The organism is Methylophilus glucosoxydans (assembly GCF_042676145.1).
In the GTDB taxonomy this organism is placed as follows: domain Bacteria; phylum Pseudomonadota; class Gammaproteobacteria; order Burkholderiales; family Methylophilaceae; genus Methylophilus; species Methylophilus glucosoxydans.
In genome coordinates this window covers 1180306-1197263 of the sequence record NZ_JBHTJW010000002.1, presented here as the reverse complement: position 1 = coordinate 1197263, position 16958 = coordinate 1180306, and the positions used below count along the sequence as shown (strand labels likewise).

General features: G+C 52.0%; 13 protein-coding genes and 1 tRNA gene. 4 read left to right on the top strand and 10 right to left on the bottom strand.

Translation table 11 applies throughout. From position 1 onward, the window contains the following. Nucleotides 1-45: 45 nt before the first annotated feature. The 9 genes from rseP to ACFQ1T_RS08385 form a co-directional block, all read right to left on the bottom strand. Nucleotides 46-1410, bottom strand: coding sequence for an RIP metalloprotease RseP (rseP, locus tag ACFQ1T_RS08425; RefSeq protein WP_275355706.1), 1365 nt, complete (start codon nucleotides 1408-1410; stop codon nucleotides 46-48). Further along, nucleotides 1407-2615 carry a 1-deoxy-D-xylulose-5-phosphate reductoisomerase gene (ispC, locus tag ACFQ1T_RS08420; protein ID WP_379075644.1) on the bottom strand — a complete coding sequence of 403 codons (1209 nt, stop codon included), beginning with the start codon at nucleotides 2613-2615 and terminating at the stop codon, nucleotides 1407-1409. The genes rseP and ispC overlap by 4 nt, the downstream gene beginning before the upstream one ends. A 9-nt stretch (nucleotides 2616-2624) precedes the next feature. Then, nucleotides 2625-3452, bottom strand: coding sequence for a phosphatidate cytidylyltransferase (locus tag ACFQ1T_RS08415; protein WP_379075641.1), 828 nt, complete (start codon nucleotides 3450-3452; stop codon nucleotides 2625-2627). Nucleotides 3453-3471: 19 nt separating this feature from the next. Next, a complete protein-coding gene (uppS, locus tag ACFQ1T_RS08410; RefSeq protein ID WP_338654650.1) occupies nucleotides 3472-4230 on the bottom strand; it encodes a polyprenyl diphosphate synthase in 759 nt (252 codons plus the stop codon). Between the two features lie 27 nt (nucleotides 4231-4257). Continuing rightward, nucleotides 4258-4827, bottom strand: a complete 570-nt coding sequence (gene frr, locus ACFQ1T_RS08405; protein ID WP_379075638.1) for a ribosome recycling factor — start codon at nucleotides 4825-4827, stop codon at nucleotides 4258-4260. Nucleotides 4828-4841: 14 nt separating this feature from the next. Continuing rightward, nucleotides 4842-5558: a UMP kinase gene (gene pyrH, locus ACFQ1T_RS08400; protein ID WP_194748107.1), complete on the bottom strand. Its 717-nt coding sequence runs from the start codon at nucleotides 5556-5558 to the stop codon at nucleotides 4842-4844. 214 nt (nucleotides 5559-5772) lie between these two features. After that, nucleotides 5773-6648: a translation elongation factor Ts gene (gene tsf / locus ACFQ1T_RS08395; protein ID WP_194748109.1), complete on the bottom strand. Its 876-nt coding sequence runs from the start codon at nucleotides 6646-6648 to the stop codon at nucleotides 5773-5775. Between the two features lie 184 nt (nucleotides 6649-6832). Beyond that, entirely contained in the window at nucleotides 6833-7576 is a 744-nt protein-coding gene (gene rpsB / locus ACFQ1T_RS08390) for a 30S ribosomal protein S2 (protein WP_194748110.1), read from the bottom strand. A 165-nt stretch (nucleotides 7577-7741) separates the two neighbouring features. Then, nucleotides 7742-7817 (bottom strand) — tRNA-Arg (locus ACFQ1T_RS08385). A 140-nt stretch (nucleotides 7818-7957) separates the two neighbouring features. Between ACFQ1T_RS08385 and dhaL the strand changes: the two genes are divergently transcribed. The 3 genes from dhaL (at nucleotide 7958) to ACFQ1T_RS08370 (ending at nucleotide 11957) form a co-directional block, all read left to right on the top strand. After that, entirely contained in the window at nucleotides 7958-8587 is a 630-nt protein-coding gene (dhaL, locus tag ACFQ1T_RS08380) for a dihydroxyacetone kinase subunit DhaL (RefSeq protein ID WP_194748112.1), read from the top strand. Between the two features lie 103 nt (nucleotides 8588-8690). Next, nucleotides 8691-9689 carry a dihydroxyacetone kinase subunit DhaK gene (gene dhaK, locus ACFQ1T_RS08375; protein ID WP_379075633.1) on the top strand — a complete coding sequence of 333 codons (999 nt, stop codon included), beginning with the start codon at nucleotides 8691-8693 and terminating at the stop codon, nucleotides 9687-9689. Nucleotides 9690-9887: 198 nt separating this feature from the next. Next, nucleotides 9888-11957 (top strand): diguanylate cyclase domain-containing protein, encoded by a 2070-nt coding sequence (locus ACFQ1T_RS08370; protein ID WP_379075630.1) that lies wholly within the window; start codon nucleotides 9888-9890, stop codon nucleotides 11955-11957. 12 nt (nucleotides 11958-11969) lie between these two features. On the opposite strand, the gene glnE is transcribed toward ACFQ1T_RS08370, so the two are convergent. Further along, nucleotides 11970-14708 (bottom strand): bifunctional [glutamate--ammonia ligase]-adenylyl-L-tyrosine phosphorylase/[glutamate--ammonia-ligase] adenylyltransferase, encoded by a 2739-nt coding sequence (gene glnE / locus ACFQ1T_RS08365; protein ID WP_379075627.1) that lies wholly within the window; start codon nucleotides 14706-14708, stop codon nucleotides 11970-11972. 119 nt (nucleotides 14709-14827) lie between these two features. Between glnE and acs the strand changes: the two genes are divergently transcribed. Further along, a complete protein-coding gene (gene acs / locus ACFQ1T_RS08360) occupies nucleotides 14828-16804 on the top strand; it encodes an acetate--CoA ligase (RefSeq protein WP_313988254.1) in 1977 nt (658 codons plus the stop codon). Nucleotides 16805-16958: the final 154 nt, after the last annotated feature.

Below are 16958 nucleotides of genomic sequence, written 5' to 3'. Positions count from 1 at the left end.
CCAACCACAATTTGGAACTTGATTTTATTCTCATTAACTATGCTTTCAACCAATCAGGTAGCGATTAATGTCGTTAAAAAAAGCAATTAACATTAACGCGCCCAATATACCCAAACCCAGTCGCTGACCAATCGCCAGCACACGTTCAGGTAACGGTTCTCCTCGTATCAACTCCGCCATATGATACAACAAATGACCGCCATCCAATACTGGAATCGGTAGCAGATTCATGACGGCAATACTGATACTGAGCAAAGCAATAAAGCCGATGTAGGGTTTAATGCCCATATCGGCCGATTCACCAGCCGCATCGGCAATACTGACCGGGCCACTGATCGCCTTGAGTGATGCCTGACCCGTGACCATTTTTCCCAGCATTTTGAGGGTGAAGGCAATGGTCTCCTGCATTTTTTCCAACGCCCGGCCCGCCGCCTGCATCAGACTAAAGTGCCTGACCACTTGATAAGGCGTCAAATCCACTGCTGCCATATCCACAGCCGCCCCCAGACGGCCAATTTTCTGACCACCTTGCAGAGTCAGTTCTGGCAACAGTTTGACTTCATAGGACCTTTCAGCCCGCTGGTATTCCAGCTTTAGCGCTTGCTCTGGACTCGCACGGACCAGTTTGACGAATTGCTGCCAGTCTGCAATCGGCTTTTGATTCACCTTGAGGATACGATCCCCAGGCTGCAAGCCACTTTTCTCAGCCACCGAGCCAGGCAAGACCTCCCCAATCACTGCTGGCACCGTCGGCATCAAGACGGCCAAACCCACTTTTTGCATCACTTCGCCATCTGGCTCGCCCGCTAACTGTTGCAGCGGCAACTGATGCTGATGCAGCTCGCCTTGCGGGGTTTTAGTCACGACACGCAGGCTACGGTGTGCCATCCATTGATCCAGCATTTGCCACTGCACCTCTTGCCATGTCGCCACCGCTTGACCATCCAGCGATACAATCAGATCGCCTTGGCGCAGTTTGGCGGCCGCAGCCAATGAGCCAGGCTCGACCGGACCAATCAAGGGTTTCAGGCCAGTCTCGCCTTGCGCAATCAATCCCCAATAACACACGAATGCCAGGAGCAGATTGGCCAGCGGGCCGGCAAATACGATCCACATTTTGGCCGCAATGGACTGACGATCAAAGGCCTGCGACCAATCCACATCGGGACGAGAAGGCATTTCAGTCGCTTCACGGCTATCCAGCATTTTGACGTAGCCGCCGAGCGGGATCCAGGAAAGCACCCATTCTGTGGCCTGGGGATGGGCTTGAAACTTGAAAATCGGCCGACCGAAGCCGATGGAAAATTTCAGGACACGCACGCCACAACTGCGGGCGGCCAAATAGTGGCCAAACTCATGGATAGTCACCAGCACGCCTATGGCGACAATAAAAGCCCAGACCGAAGTCATACACTCGCCACCTTGCGCAAGGGGCTGACCGCCTGCGCAGCCAGCGCATGCTCAACAAACTGTCTGGCCTGCTGATCAACCGCCAGCAATTGCTCAATCGAGCTGACTGTTTCGACCGGCAGCGATTGCAAGGTACGTTCTATCAGGCATGGAATATCCAGATAATGGATTTTTTCCTGCAAAAAGGCAGCGACCGCCACCTCGTTGGCGGCATTCAGGATTGCTGGCGCCGTGCCCCCTGCGGCCAAGGCCTCATAAGCCAGACGCAAACAGGGGAAACGTTGCGTATCAGGCGCCTCGAACTCCAGCTTGGCGACGTCAATCAAACTCAAGGGTTTGACCCCAGAGGCAATTCGGTCTGGATAGCCCAAGCCATAGGCAATCGGCGTACGCATGTCTGGATTACCCAGTTGCGCCAGAATGCTGCCATCCACATAAGAGACCATAGAGTGAATCACACTTTGTGGATGCACAACGACTTCTATCTGATCTGGACGCGCATCAAACAACCAGCGCGCCTCAATCACTTCCAGCCCCTTGTTCATCAAGGTGGAGGAGTCTATCGTAATTTTTGCACCCATCACCCAGTTCGGGTGCTTGAGCGCCAAGGCAGGCGTCACTTCCTGCAATTGTGTCTGTGTATACCCGCGGAACGGGCCGCCTGACGCGGTGAGAATAATCTGATTCACACCGACATCTGCCAGCGCTTGATAGCTCTGACGCGGCATGGCCTGAAAGATCGCGTTATGCTCGCTGTCAATCGGCAGCAGGGTGGCCTGACCCTGCTTGACGGCATCCATAAACAATTGGCCAGCCATCACCAGAGTTTCTTTATTAGCCAGCAGGATTTTCTTACCCGCACGGGCCGCGGCCAAGGCAGGCAACAATCCGGCAGCCCCAACTACGGCCGCCATCACGATGCTAACGTCTTCATGCGCAGCGACTTCACTCAAGCCATCTACGCCAGACAATACCTCCACTGGCAGTTGCTCGGCAGCCAGGCATTGTTTTAGTTGTCGCGCGGCTTCCGCATCCTGCATCACAGCAAATCTTGGCTGGTATTGGGCACACTGTTGCAACATGAGGTCAACTCGACTGTGTGCTGCCAGCGCGAACACACCATAGCGCTCAGGATGCTGGGCAATCACATCCAACGTCTGCTGACCGATGGTGCCAGTGCTGCCTAGTATGGTGACGTATTGCAAATCAACCTCTTAAAATGAATGAGCTTGCGCGCAGAAGTGAAACCAGAACAGCAGGCACAGCCCGACCGGCAACGCTGGCACAACGCCATCGACCCGATCCAGCAAGCCGCCATGCCCAGGCAAAAACTGTCCACTATCCTTGAGGTTGGCTCGGCGCTTGAAAAATGACTCAAACAAATCGCCATAAATACCCACCACCGTCACCAGCCACAAGCCTGGGAAAATCCAGCCTGTAGCCACCCAGCCGCTGCCATACACAATCCCCGCATAGCCTGTGACGGCGATTAACGCCCCAAGCACGCCCTCCCAGGTTTTGCCTGGACTAATCGCTGGCGCCAGTTTATGACGGCCGAATTGTTTACCCGCAAAATAAGCCGCACTGTCAGCCAGCCAAATGGTGGAAATAATCACCAGCAGCACATAGGGATTCACCGCTTTTGCGACAACCAGCGCCATCCATAACGACAGCATCAGTCCGGCACCCACCCATGCATTCACAAAGGCACTGTTAAAAAAAATATTGAAGTACAAGGCCACTGGCACAATCAATAGCCAGAATAGGCTGGCAAGTGCAAAGACCTGTAACGATTGATAAAAAAACCAGTGAAAGCCCAAGTTAAGCAGGCCAAACAACAGGATTACGCCTGCCAGACTAGAAATTGCCAGATACACCGTGGTTTGCACACGATTAAACTGCAAAAAGCCAGACCATTCACGCAGGCAGACTAGCGACAACCCCAACATAATCAGGGCCCAAGCCAGCAATGGCAGCAAAAATAAGGCTGGCAAAAACAATCCCAGCAAGATAACCGCAGTCACAATTCTTGTTTTTAGCATATCCTTGCTTTTAGTCTCTCTAGGCGTCGCTACCATCAACCAGTTGCTCACTGGTGCGGCCAAAGCGGCGTTCACGTTGACGGTATGAAGAGAGTGCGGCTTCAAAGGCGTCATCATCAAAATCGGGCCACAAGGTGGGCGTAAAGTACAATTCCGTGTAAGCCAACTGCCAGAGTAAAAAATTACTGATGCGGGTTTCACCACCAGTGCGGATAAACAAATCCGGCTCTGGCGCATATGGCATGGAAAGGTAAGGCAGCAGATCACACTCCTCGATCTGCTTGAGGTCGGGCCGTGCCTGCATTAACTGGTTCATGGCATTGACCACATCCCAGCGCCCACCGTAATTGACAGCAATCGTCAACACCAATCCGGTATTGGCAGCCGTTTTCGCTTCGGCCTCGATCATTTTTTGCTGTAATGCCGCGTTAAAGGCACTACGATCACCAATCAATTTCAGGATCACGTTGGCGTCATGCAGTTTCTTGACTTCGCGGTCCAGGGCCTCCAGAAACAGGCTCATCAAAAAAGTCACTTCCTCCTGCGGGCGGCGCCAGTTTTCACTGCTAAACGCAAAGAGGGTGAGGTAGTTGATTTGCAGCCGGACACAGGCCTTGACCATGGCGCGCACAGATTCCAGGCCACGTTGATGCCCGGCGACACGGGGCAAAAAACGTTTTTTGGCCCAGCGCCCATTGCCATCCATAATGACGGCGACGTGCTGGGGCACTTCCTGAACAGGCGGGACTTCTTTGGTAGAGCTGGAGAAAAAACCCAAAACAGTTTCCGTTCGCGCAAATGGCTGTTAAACAGCCATCAGGTCCGCTTCTTTTTGTTGCAGAATTTTATCGACTTCCGCCACAGCTTTGTCTGTCATTTTTTGCACTTCATCTTGTGCGCGGCGCTCATCATCTTCAGAAATAGCTTTGTCTTTAATCAGTTTTTTCAGAGCATCGTTTGCATCACGGCGCACATTACGGATCGCCACTTTGGCGCCCTCGCCTTCCTGACGCACAATTTTGGCGAGGTCGCGGCGACGCTCTTCGGTCAACATAGGCATAGGTACGCGAATCAAATCACCATTGGTAGCAGGGTTAAGCCCTAAATCACAGTCTCGGATCGCTTTTTCTATTTTGGCAATCATGTTTTTCTCATAGGGCTGCACATTCAAGGTACGTGCATCGCCCAAATTGACATTCGCAACTTGATTGACTGCCACCACAGAGCCGTAATACTCCACCATCACATGATCCAGCAAGCCGGTGTGTGCACGGCCAGTACGGATTTTTGCCAGATCCACTTTCAGGGATTCCAGCGATTTATGCATTTTCTGCTCGGCAGATTTTTTAATGTCTTCAACCATTTGATTCTCCAATCGACACGCGGGGCTTAAGCCATCACGCGTGTACCTTCATTTTCACCCAGAATGACACGCTTCAACGCGCCTTCTTTAAAGATACTGAATACCGCAATCGGCATTTTCTGATCTCGGCACAGCGTAAATGCAGTTGCATCCATCACTTTGAGGTTTTTATTGATCGCCTCGTCGTAGGTCACCATATCATAACGGGTCGCTGTCGGATCTTTTTTCGGATCTGCCGTGTAAATGCCATCGACCTTGGTCGCCTTCAATACAATTTCGGCATCAATCTCAACGCCGCGCAAAGCAGCTGCCGTGTCCGTGGTAAAAAACGGGTTACCAGTACCCGCGCCAAAAATCACCACTTTACCTTCTTCCAGGTAACGAATGGCTTTACCGCGGATATAAGGCTCAGCCACCGCCTCAATATTCAATGCACTCTGCACACGTGCCGGCAAGCCTGCGTGCTTCATGGCATCCTGCAAGGCCATCGCGTTCATCACCGTGGCCAGCATACCCATGTAATCCGCAGTCGCCCGGTCCATGCCCTCTGCGGCAGGGGCAACACCGCGAAAAATATTGCCACCGCCGATGACTATGCCGACCTGTACGCCCATACTGACGATTTCTTTGACTTGCGCAACAATAGCCGTCACTGTTTCGCGATTAATGCCATATGCGTCATCGCCCATCAGCGCTTCACCTGATAACTTGAGTAATATGCGCTTGAAAACAGGTTGTGCCATAATTATTTTCCCAAACTCAAAAATGTGCCTATTTAATCACAAAAACGTCATTTTTTGGATGTTGCAGGCGCAATTAGAAATAAAACTAGTGATTCGCGGTAAAACTACAAGGCTGATCCATAAAAACCAAAATTCAGCCATAAAACAAAATTCAGCCATAAAAAAAGTGGAATCCTAAGATTCCACTTTTTGTGAGACGCGACTAGCCAGTCAATTAGACTTTTGCAGCAGCAGCCACTTCAGCCGCGTAATCGACTACGGCTTTTTCAATGCCTTCACCCACGATGTACATGCTGAAAGAAGCCACGCTTGCCCCTTTGGATTTCAGCAATTGCTCAATGCTCAGCTTGTCATCTTTCACAAAGGCCTGGCTCAGCAAAGTCACTTCTTTCAAGAACTTCTGCACCGTACCTTCTGCAATTTTTTCCAGCATGGCTTCTGGCTTGCCAGCTTCTTTGGCTTTTTCGATAGCCACACGACGCTCGGCTTCAATCAGCGCAGCATCCACACCACTGGCATCCAGCGATTTTGGTTTGGCTGCAGCAATATGCATTGCAATGTCTTTACCCAGCGCTTCGTCGCCACCCACCAGATCAACCAGCACACCAATTTTGCTACCATGCACATAGCTGAACAATTGGCCTTGTGCTTGTGTACGCACAAAACGACGTGGGGTGATGTTTTCGCCAATTTTACCAACCAGTTGCGCACGCACAGACTCCGCTGTTTCGCCACGCAATGGTAAAGCCCCTACCGCGTCAATGTCAGCAGGATTGTTTTCGTTCACAGTTTGTGCCAAGTCGCTTACAAACTTGAGGAATTCTTCGTTCTTGGCGCAGAAGTCAGTTTCAGAGTTCACTTCGATCAGTGTACCCAGTTTGCCATCAGCGGTAATGCTGATGCCTACGGTGCCTTCTGCAGCCACACGACCAGCCGCTTTGCTTGCCTTGTTACCAAAGCGTACACGCAGAATTTCTTCCGCACGAGCCATATCGCCTTCAGCTTCTGTCAAAGCCTTTTTACAGTCCATCATTGGGGCATCGGTGCGCTCACGTAAGTCTTTCACCATGCTTGCGGTAATTTCAGCCATTTATTTGCTCCTTTTATTCAACGACCTGAGCGGCCGCCATCAATATTCTTTTCACTATACAGAGACTGTGTGACAGCCAGATTGCGCCAGACACCAGCGCATTTACGTGCCCATTCTGTCAGCCTATGCAACAGAAGACACAATAGAAAAAGGGGCGATGCGCCCCTTTTCATGCCACCGGGAATTACTCAGCCACTGCCTCAGCAGGTGCAGCTTCTTCCTGTGCAGCCTTCACGATTTCAGAAATCGCGTTTGCACGACCTTCCAACACGGCATCAGCCATGCCACGTGCGTACAAGCGGATTGCGCGTGAAGAGTCATCGTTACCAGGGATGACATAAGTGATGCCATCTGGTGAGTTGTTGGTATCCACGATACCAATCACTGGAATACCCAGTTTACGTGCTTCAGTAATCGCGCCGCTTTCATGACCAACGTCGATCACGAAAATCGCATCTGGCAAGCCACCCATCTCTTTAATACCACCGATGGAACGCTCCAGCTTTTCGATTTCACGCTTGATGCCCAAAGCTTCTTTTTTACCGAACTTGTCGATGCTGCCATCAATCATCATGGCTTCAAAGTCTTGCAAACGCTTGATAGATTGCTTCACGGTTTTGAAGTTGGTCAGCATACCACCCAACCAGCGATGGTTCACGTATGAACAACCAGCACGCTGTGCTTCTTCTTTCACGATATCGCGGGCTTGACGCTTGGTGCCCACAAACAGAATACGGCCCTTGTTTGCTGCCAAAGTGCGCACATATTTCTGTGCTTCTTCAAACAGTGGCAGGGTTTTTTCCAGGTTAACAATATGAATTTTGTTACGATCGCCAAAAATGAACTCTGCCATTTTCGGGTTCCAGTAACGAGTTTGGTGACCAAAGTGAACACCGGCCTCCAACATTTGACGCATAGTCACGGACATGATTTTATCTTTCCATTCAAAGGGTTATTCATAAACTTGCAATCAAAAACACCGCATTTAACGGCACCCAATGTGATTGCAAGCAAGTGTTTGACAAAAAAGTCAATCCAAAATTATAGCGCTTAATCCGAATACTATCAAGCACTTAAGCATTTTCAGCTAAGCTGGCGTCCCCGTCAGGACTCGAACCTGAAACTAGCCCTTAGGAGGGGCTGGTGATATCCTGTTTCACCACGAGGACAGCGGCGCTATTTTAAACGCTTGTCTGCAAAACGACCACCCTGTTATTCAAAATCGCTGACGCCTCCCTCAGCCAGCTTGCCGAGCCCGATGGCTGTGAGTAACATGCACCTACAAACTTTCTAACTGACAGACAGAGATATGGATACTAACTCTATCAATCGTTATGCCTCGGCGATACGCGAGGCAATTGTTGCGCATGAAGCGGATATCGAATGCCTGGACCGCGAAATAGGCGATGGCGACCACTACATTAATATGAAGCGTGGCTGTGAAGCGATTGCAGGACTGGCAAACGAACTCAATGGCCTAGACGCATCTGATGCCCTGAATAAAATTGGCATGAAATTACTGAGCACCATAGGCGGGGCATCTGGGCCGTTATTTGCAAGCTTTTTTATGGCCATGGGCAAATCGCTTAAAACCAGTGAAGCAATCAGCATCAACCACCTTGCCGCCGCATTTGACGCTGGTGTACAAGCCATTATGCAACGGGGCAAAGCCCAGACCGGTGAAAAAACCATGCTGGATGTGCTGGTCCCCGTCGCCCAGACCTTTAAACACATGGCAGAACAAGGCCACACCCGCCCGGAAATTGCAGCCGCCCTGAAAAAGACAGCCAGTGAAGGTCTTGAGTCCACGCGTAATATGCTGGCCACCAAAGGTCGCGCGGCTGGATTGGGTGAGCGCGCCATTGGTCATCTCGATGCGGGGGCAAAAAGCTGCCAGGTCATGATTCATGCAGTATGCGATCTCGTGCTTGCCGGTTAAGGGCATTGCAGATCAAGTTTGCCCCACTCACCCCTCTACGCGGCGCACTGGGTATCAGGCTTAGCTTAGCCAGCTGTGCACGGTTTTAATCACGGAGCGAAAAATGAAAAAATTTTTAAATCAGGTTGACCAGATGCTGACTGAAAGTCTGGCTGGCTTTGCCACTGCACATCGCGAGCTGGTGCAAGTGCAATTTGAGCCGACCTTTGTCAGCCGCAAACAAAAAGCACAAAACAAGGTCGTACTGATTTCCGGTGGCGGTTCAGGCCATGAACCTTTGCACGCGGGCTATGTGGGCAAAGGCATGCTGGATGCCGCTTGCCCCGGCCAGGTATTCACCTCGCCTACCCCAGATCAGATGCTGGCGGCAGCCGAAGCGGTGCATACGGATAAAGGCGTGCTGTTTATCGTGAAAAACTACGCCGGGGATGTCATGAATTTTGAAATGGCGGCTGAAATGCTGCCGTTTGAGCATGCCACGGTGCTGACCTCGGATGACTGTGCCGTCGTCAATAGCACCTATACCTCAGGTCGCCGCGGCGTTGCAGGCACCGTCATTGTCGAAAAATGCGTCGGCAGCCTGGCGGAAAGCGGCGCTGACCTCGCCGCCTGCAAGGCGCTTGGCGATAAAATCAATCTACGCACTTCCAGCATAGGCGTCGCCCTGACCAGCTGCACGGTTCCTGCGGCAGGGAGACCCACTTTCGATATCACTGAAGCTGAAATTGAAATGGGGGTAGGCATCCATGGTGAACCAGGTCGCCGCCGTGAAGCCATGCGTGCAGCAGACGCCATCGTCACGGACATGGTCGCCGCGATTGTGCATGATATTGAAGCCAAGCAACTGCCTGGTGCGGGCGATATCCTGCTTTTGGTGAATGGCCTGGGCGCGACACCGCTAATGGAGTTATACCTGATTTATCACGCAGCCGCAGAACAGCTGACCGCCAAAGGTTATCAAGTCACCCGCAGTCTGGTTGGCAACTACACCACCGCCATTGACATGGCAGGCGCCTCGATCACGGTCTGCCTGCTGGATCAGGAAATCCTAAAGCACTGGGATAGCCCAGTGCATACTGCTGGCTTGCGCTGGGGCTGCTAACGCGATTAGCTACTTTAAACGCTGACCCTAGTCAGTCCGCTCACAGGCAGCAAAGGCAACTGCATTAATTTATTTTAAATCGCCATTTTCTCGCACATTATGATTGCTTCCTGCTTGCGGCAGGTGTATGTTAATCCAAGGGATGCAAATCCACTGTTCATATCAGTGTGGACATAACAATAAACAAAAGCAGTATATTTGAGTGATGATGCATGTCAGCAACAAACCTGTGGCGGACTTCCTGAATTCAGATTCAGTCTCGGCTTCATTTTTCAGCAAATCAGACTGGACCGCCTGATGAAGCGCCTGCTCAACCACAAACAATCGCTGACGCTGGATGTCATGTTGCAAATGGCGATCAGGGTCAGCATCGTCATCGTCGCGGTCAGTGCGCTCACTTACTGGCACATCTACAAAACGCTGGTGGCCTCCACCATTGATGGCCTCGAACATTACATCAATGAACGCGGCCAGCGTGAAAGTGCCATTTTCAAGTTGGCCGAGTCCAATCACCAGATTTTCAGGGCCACCTTTCTCGCGCACTGGCAACAAGATTTTTTCTACAATGACCGCTTCTTCTGGCAAGTCTTCCAGCGCATGCCAGACCACACCATACACCTGCAAAAAAAAGCCTACGATGGCTTTTATAATCAATCCGGCCTGATCAGCAAAGACGTCACCGCATATATCGGCGCCAAGGCCCCGATTGCCAATAAGGATTTCAGGAAGAAATTACTTCTGTCGTATGTCATGGTCGATCACTTTGGCACGTCGTGGACCAAGCAGTTTGCCAACCTGTATGTCTCCATGCCAGAAAATGTCAATATTGTGTACTGGCCAGGCATGCGTTGGGCTGACAACGCCAGTAGCAAACTGGATGTTCTCACTGAAGAGTGGGTTTACATCACCACCCGGCAGCGCAATCCTGAGCGCAAGAGTGTCTGGACTGGCCTCTACTTTGACCCGACCGCCAATGAATGGATGGTGTCACTGGAGACCCCTATTGATATCACTGAGACAAACACGCTGAATGTGGGGCATGACATTTTGCTCAATGCCCTGTTTGACCGCGTGTTTAATGACCATCTGTCAGGGACCTACAATTTTATCTTCCGCGAAGATGGGCGCTTGATTGCGCACCCGGCCAAAGAGACAGAAATGAACCGTACACGGGGCATGCTGATGATCCCTGACCTCAAAGACGGGCATTTGAGCCAGCAGTTTCAGGTGCTGACTCAATCCATCAAAAACAGGCAGCAGGCTTATTTTATTGTTGAGGATGATGACGCATTTCTGGCAGCCACACAAATAGAAGGCCCTGGCTGGTGGTTTGTCACGGTCTACCCAAAATCTTTATTGTCTGCACCGTCCATGAGTGCCGCCAGGTTTATCCTGATTGTCAGTGTACTGGCATTGGTGATAGAGCTGATCATGCTGTATCTGGTGATGAAGAAAAAAGTCATTCAACCGCTGGAGACGTTTATGGCAGCTTCCAGCGCCATTGAAGCGCAGCAGTATGAAAAAATCACCAACCATACCCTACCCTTGCCCTTTAAGTTGCAAAACGAGATTGGCAAGCTGGCGAGGATGTTCAAAAGCATGTCTGGCAGCTTGCAACAATACCGCAATGAGATGCAACGCCTGAACCATTCGCTGGAAGATCAAGTAAAAATCAGAACCCGGGCGTTGCAGCAGGCAAAAGACAAAGCGGAAAAAGAGGCTACCATAGACAGCCTGACGCAAATCCCCAACCGCCACTCTTTTTATAACCGAGCCAAAGCCATACTGCAACAGGCAGACCATACCGGTGCACCACTGTGCTTCCTGATGCTGGATATTGATTTCTTCAAAGTGATCAATGACTCTTACGGCCATCCGCAAGGCGACCAGGTGCTGATTGCCTGTTCACGGACGATTGAAAATGCCATCCGCGACAAGGACTTGCTGGGTAGACTGGGCGGTGAGGAGTTTGCCGTGGTCTTACCCGCCACAACAGCCGAAGAAGCGCGCGTGATTGCTGAACGCATCCGTACCTCGATCGCAGAGTTACGCTTTTTTACCCCACAGGGCGGCCATGAATTCAGCACGACGATCAGCATAGGCATTTCGTGCGCGAATGAAACGATTTATGCCTATGAATTGCTTTATAAGCATGCCGACCTGGCCCTTTATCAGGCCAAGCAAACCGGACGTAACCGGGTAATTTGCTACAACAGCCAATGGCAACCACCCGTCACAGATGCGCAAGCCTGGAATGCAGGCGAATAACGCGTTTCTCAGTCAGACTTGGCCCAGGAACTGCTGCCCCAGTAACTTCTGCCAAAGCGCCTTGACCACGGTTCTCTGCGGCAGTAATTCCGCATCTTCAACAATGGCATCTTGCCCTTGCAACTTGGTGTGATGGATCAGTCTCCGGTATTCACGGTAGGCTGCCGCAACCGCTTCTGCCATGGTTGCAGAGTCAATCAGCCCCAATTCGGCACAGCGCTCCAGCAAGCCGATATTGCCAATATTTTCGGCCAGGCCGGGATGCTTAGCCCCGTGCAATAACACCAGATATTGCACCATAAACTCGACATCAATAATGCCGCCTGGCCCTTGCTTGAGATCAAAGCGGCCAAGCTTGGACTTGTGGGCTTCGCGCATTTTCTCGCGCATGTGCACAATATCTTGCTTGAGCGCAGTTGCATCTCGTGGCTGCACGATGATCTCACGGCGGATCTGTTCAAAGGCCGCGCCGATGTGTTCCAAGCCCGCCACAAAACGTGCACGCGTCAGTGCCTGATGCTCCCATACCCAGGCTTTATGATGCTGATACTCCCTGAACGCGGCCACCGTACTGACCAGCAAACCACTATTGCCATCTGGGCGTAACTGCAAGTCGGTCTCATACAGCAAGCCGGCATTGGTCAGCGTGTTAAACCAGGTATTCAGGCGCTGAGCAAAGCGCGCATAGACCTCCGGGGCCTGCTCCGCGTCATCTTCATATAGAAAAATAATATCCAGATCCGAGAGATAGCCTAATTCTTTGCCGCCCAGCTTGCCGTAGCCGATCACGGCGAACTGGGGCGTATCGCGGTGTTTGATCGCCAGGTTTTGCCACACGGTCTGTACACTGACCTGCAAGATCACGTCGGCCAGTGCGCTTAAGTCGTCCGAAATCGCCTCCAGCGACAACGCTGTCATCACATCCTGCGCCGCAATTTTAAGCACGCTGGCATGCTTGAAATGTCGCATCGCATCCATTTGCGCTTCCACATCGCCGTGCAAGGCTTGCATCTGGCTTAGCAGCTCGGTTTTCAATTGGGCTGCATCCAGTCGCTTGAACAAGGTCTGCTTATTGAGCAACTCATCCAGCAAAATGGGGTGGGCAGAGACATACTGTGCAATCCACGGGCTGGCGGCACACAGTTTGACGATCAGCGACAGGGCATCAGGAAACTCTGCCAACAAAGCCAGATAGCTGGCGCGGCGGCAAATACTTTCCAGCAAGTCCAGCGTGCGAATCAGCGCGGTATCCGGCGTGGTGCTCTGTTGCTGTGCAGCTTCCCGCAACAGTAATGGCATCAGTTGATCCAGCCGGCGACGGCTTTGCTCGGGCAATTGCTGGATGCGTTGGCTCGCCCGCGTCTGCTGCAACAAATGCACGATATCGCTGCCACGCGTATAGCCTTGCGCAGCCAGCCATTGCTCACTGTCAGCGGCACTCAGCGTCCCTTGCCAAACAGCCGTTTCCTGTTGTAAATCCTGTTGCTGTTCGTCCTTAAAGGTTTCATCAAAAAAACGTTGTATGCGGTCTCTATGCAGATTGAGTTCGACTATAAAACTGGACCAGTCCGGCTGCTTGAGCATCTGCAGCAAGTAACCACGGTAGGTCTCAGACTCAGGCAAATCCTGGGTTTGCTGATCGTCGATGTACATGAGTCTATGCTCTAGGTTGCGCAGATAGACATAACTTTGCTTGAGGGCAGAGACTTCGTCTGCGGGCAACATGCCGCGCATCGCCAAGCAGTCGAGCACCGCCAGCGTCGGCTTGATTTGCAAATCCGGCACTTGACCACCACGGATCAGCTGGAACAACTGCGCGATAAACTCGACCTCGCGGATGCCGCCCCGCCCCAGCTTGATATTGTCCGAGAGCTTGCGCTGCAGCACATCGCGCTGAATTTGCAGCTTGAGGTCGCGCATGGAGGCGTAAGCGTTAAAATCCAGATATTTGCGGAACACAAACGGCTTGATCAGCCTGGTCAGTGCAGCGTCTGGCCCATGGACAACCCGGCCTTTAATCCAGGCGTAACGCTCCCACTCCCGCCCATAATTCTGGTAGTAATCCTCCAGCGCATCGAGGTTGCAAACCAGTGCGCCTTCCGAGCCAAACGGGCGCAAGCGCATATCCACGCGAAAGACAAAGCCTTCCGCCCTGACTTCATCCAGCGCCACAATGACCTTTTTACCCAGTCGCGTAAAAAAGTCCTGGTTACTGATGGACTTTTCTCCATTGGTGTTACCTTCTTCTTCATAGGCAAAAATCAGGTCTATATCAGAGGAGACATTCAATTCACGCCCGCCCAGCTTGCCCATGCCGACCACGATCAGTTGCTGCGGCGCGCCCTTGGCTGAGCAAGGCTGCCCATAGATATCAGCCAGGCGGGCGTGGTAGAAGGTGATAGCCGCAGCAATTGCCGACTCGGCAAGCGCGCTTGTGGTTTCCACCACCTCGGCAAAATCCGCCAGACCATTCAGGTCACGCACGATCAAATGTGCCATCAAGCGCTGCCTGATCAAGCGGATTTGTTGCAGAAAAACAGATTCTTCACTATTTTTTTCAATTAAAAACAGATCTTTGACATCTTGAGTCTTATATGTCTTATATAAGTTATCTAACAGATCAGTTACAAAATCTGGATGTTTTGTAACGAATCTGGCAAAAAAGGGGCTACAAGCAGCCGCATGCAGCAAATAGGCGGCCTCTGTAGACGCGACCTGCTTTTCTGTTAGAATTTGGGCAAGCTGTTGCATGGGCTGTGGCTCTAGTAACGGGATGTGTGCTCGGAGAGTTTGTCAATCAGAACCAAAATAATAACACCTGAGGTTCGCTCACACTTTCATTTTTTGACATTGATTTTTGGGGGGACGCTATGTCTATCGAATCTGTACTTCATGAACACCGCGTATTCGCGCCGGGCAAAGAGTTTTCAAGCCAGGCCGCGATCGGCAGCATGGAGGAATACCAACGCCTGTGCCAGGAAGCGGCACAGGATTACGAAGGATTCTGGGCCAAACTGGCTCGCGAGCTATTAATCTGGCACAAACCGTTTACCAAGACACTCAATCAGGACCATGCCCCCTTCTACAAATGGTTTGAAGATGGCGAGTTAAATGTGTCCGCCAACTGCCTGGACAAGCACCTGCAAACCATCCCCAACAAAACCGCCATTATTTTTGAGGCGGATAACGGCGATGTGCGCAGTGTGAGCTACAAAGAACTCTACCACCAGGTCTGCCAGTTTGCGAATGGCCTCAAGTCACTCAAGCTGGTCAAGGGTGACCGCGTCATTATCTATCTGCCCATGGGCATTGAAGCCGTGGTCGCCATGCAGGCCTGTGCCCGTCTGGGCATTATTCACTCGGTGGTGTTTGGCGGCTTTTCTGCCAAAAGCCTGAATGAGCGGATTATCGATGCTGGCGCGGTGGCGGTGATTACCTCAGACGGCCAATACCGTGGCGGTAAAACGCTGCCGCTCAAACAAGCAGTCGACGAAGGCATTGCCATGGGCGGCTGTGACAGCATCCGCCATATGGTGGTGTTCAAGAAAACCGGCATGGACGTCGCCTGGGATAGCACCTGTGTCTGGTGGCATGACCTGATTGCAGGCCAAGCCGACACCTGTGAGCCGGTGATGGTAGACGCAGAACATCCGTTGTTCCTGCTCTACACCTCAGGTTCGACCGGTAAACCCAAAGGCGTGCAACATAGCTCGGCGGGCTATCTGCTGCACGCCATGAACACCATGCGCTGGACCTTCGATATTAAGCCCAACGATATTTACTGGTGTACGGCCGATGTGGGCTGGATCACCGGTCACAGCTATGTCGCTTACGGCCCGCTTGCCATGGGGGCGACCCAGATTGTGTTTGAAGGTATTCCGACCTATCCGAATGCAGGGCGTTTCTGGGAAATGATTCAGCGCCACAAAGTCAGCGTGTTCTACACCGCGCCCACCGCGATCCGCTCCCTGATCAAAGCCGGTGAAACCGACTTTACCACGCACCCCAACCACTTCGATTTAGCCAGCCTGCGTTTGCTGGGCACCGTCGGCGAGCCTATCAACCCCGAAGCTTGGATGTGGTACTACGAACAAGTGGGCGGCAATCGCTGCCCGATTGTCGATACCTTCTGGCAAACTGAAACCGGCGGCCATGTGATAACCCCGCTACCAGGTGCGACTCCCTTGGTGCCAGGCTCCTGCACCCTGCCCTTCCCTGGCATTGATATCGACGTCGTAGATGAAACCGGTAAAGCCATTGCCTGGGGCAATGGCGGTCTACTGGTGATTAAAAAGCCGTGGCCCTCCATGATCCGCACCATTTACAACGATCCCGAACGTTACAAAGCCAGCTATTTCCCGGCTGAACTGGGTGGCAACCTGTACCTGGCGGGGGATGGCGCCGTGCGTGATGCTGACACTGGTAATTTCACCATCATGGGCCGCATTGATGACGTATTGAACGTGTCCGGCCACCGCCTGGGCACCATGGAAATCGAGTCTGCGCTGGTCGCCAACCATTTGGTGGCCGAGTCTGCGGTGGTCGGCAAACCGCATCCGATCAAAGGTGAGTCTGTGGTGGCTTACGTCGTGCTGAAAGGCAAGCGCCCAGAAGGCGAAGAAGCCAAGAAGATCGTGGCCGAATTGCGTGACTGGGTAGGAAAAGAAATTGGCCCGATTGCCAAGCCGGATGAAATCCGCTTTGGCGACAACCTGCCCAAGACTCGCTCGGGCAAAATCATGCGCCGTTTGTTGCGTAGCCTGGCCAAGGGGGAAGAGATTACCTCTGACATTTCGACCCTGGATAACCCGGCCATCCTAGAACAGTTGAAACAGGCCGTCAATTAACCCTCTGCTGCCGATGGAAGGGTTAATTATTCTGATTATTTTCGCAGCGGTGGCGATCTTCCTCATGCGAAAATAATCCGGCTAAGTGTTTGATTAGCCAACCCAGATTTTATATCTGGGCGGCAGACCTACTTGAATGTCAACTTGCGCAGTT

Bases quoted from the DNA above. Each gene is read 5' to 3' on its own strand.
- rseP (WP_275355706.1), bottom strand. From the start codon at position 1,410: ATGACTTCGGTCTGGGCTTTTATTGTCGCCATAGGCGTGCTGGTGACT.
- ACFQ1T_RS08415 (WP_379075641.1), bottom strand. From the start codon at position 3,452: ATGCTAAAAACAAGAATTGTGACTGCGGTTATCTTGCTGGGATTGTTT.
- pyrH (WP_194748107.1), bottom strand. From the start codon at position 5,558: ATGGCACAACCTGTTTTCAAGCGCATATTACTCAAGTTATCAGGTGAA.
- tsf (WP_194748109.1), bottom strand. From the start codon at position 6,648: ATGGCTGAAATTACCGCAAGCATGGTGAAAGACTTACGTGAGCGCACC.
- rpsB (WP_194748110.1), bottom strand. From the start codon at position 7,576: ATGTCCGTGACTATGCGTCAAATGTTGGAGGCCGGTGTTCACTTTGGT.
- dhaL (WP_194748112.1), top strand. From the start codon at position 7,958: ATGGATACTAACTCTATCAATCGTTATGCCTCGGCGATACGCGAGGCA.
- dhaK (WP_379075633.1), top strand. From the start codon at position 8,691: ATGAAAAAATTTTTAAATCAGGTTGACCAGATGCTGACTGAAAGTCTG.
- glnE (WP_379075627.1), bottom strand. From the start codon at position 14,708: ATGCAACAGCTTGCCCAAATTCTAACAGAAAAGCAGGTCGCGTCTACA.
- acs (WP_313988254.1), top strand. From the start codon at position 14,828: ATGTCTATCGAATCTGTACTTCATGAACACCGCGTATTCGCGCCGGGC.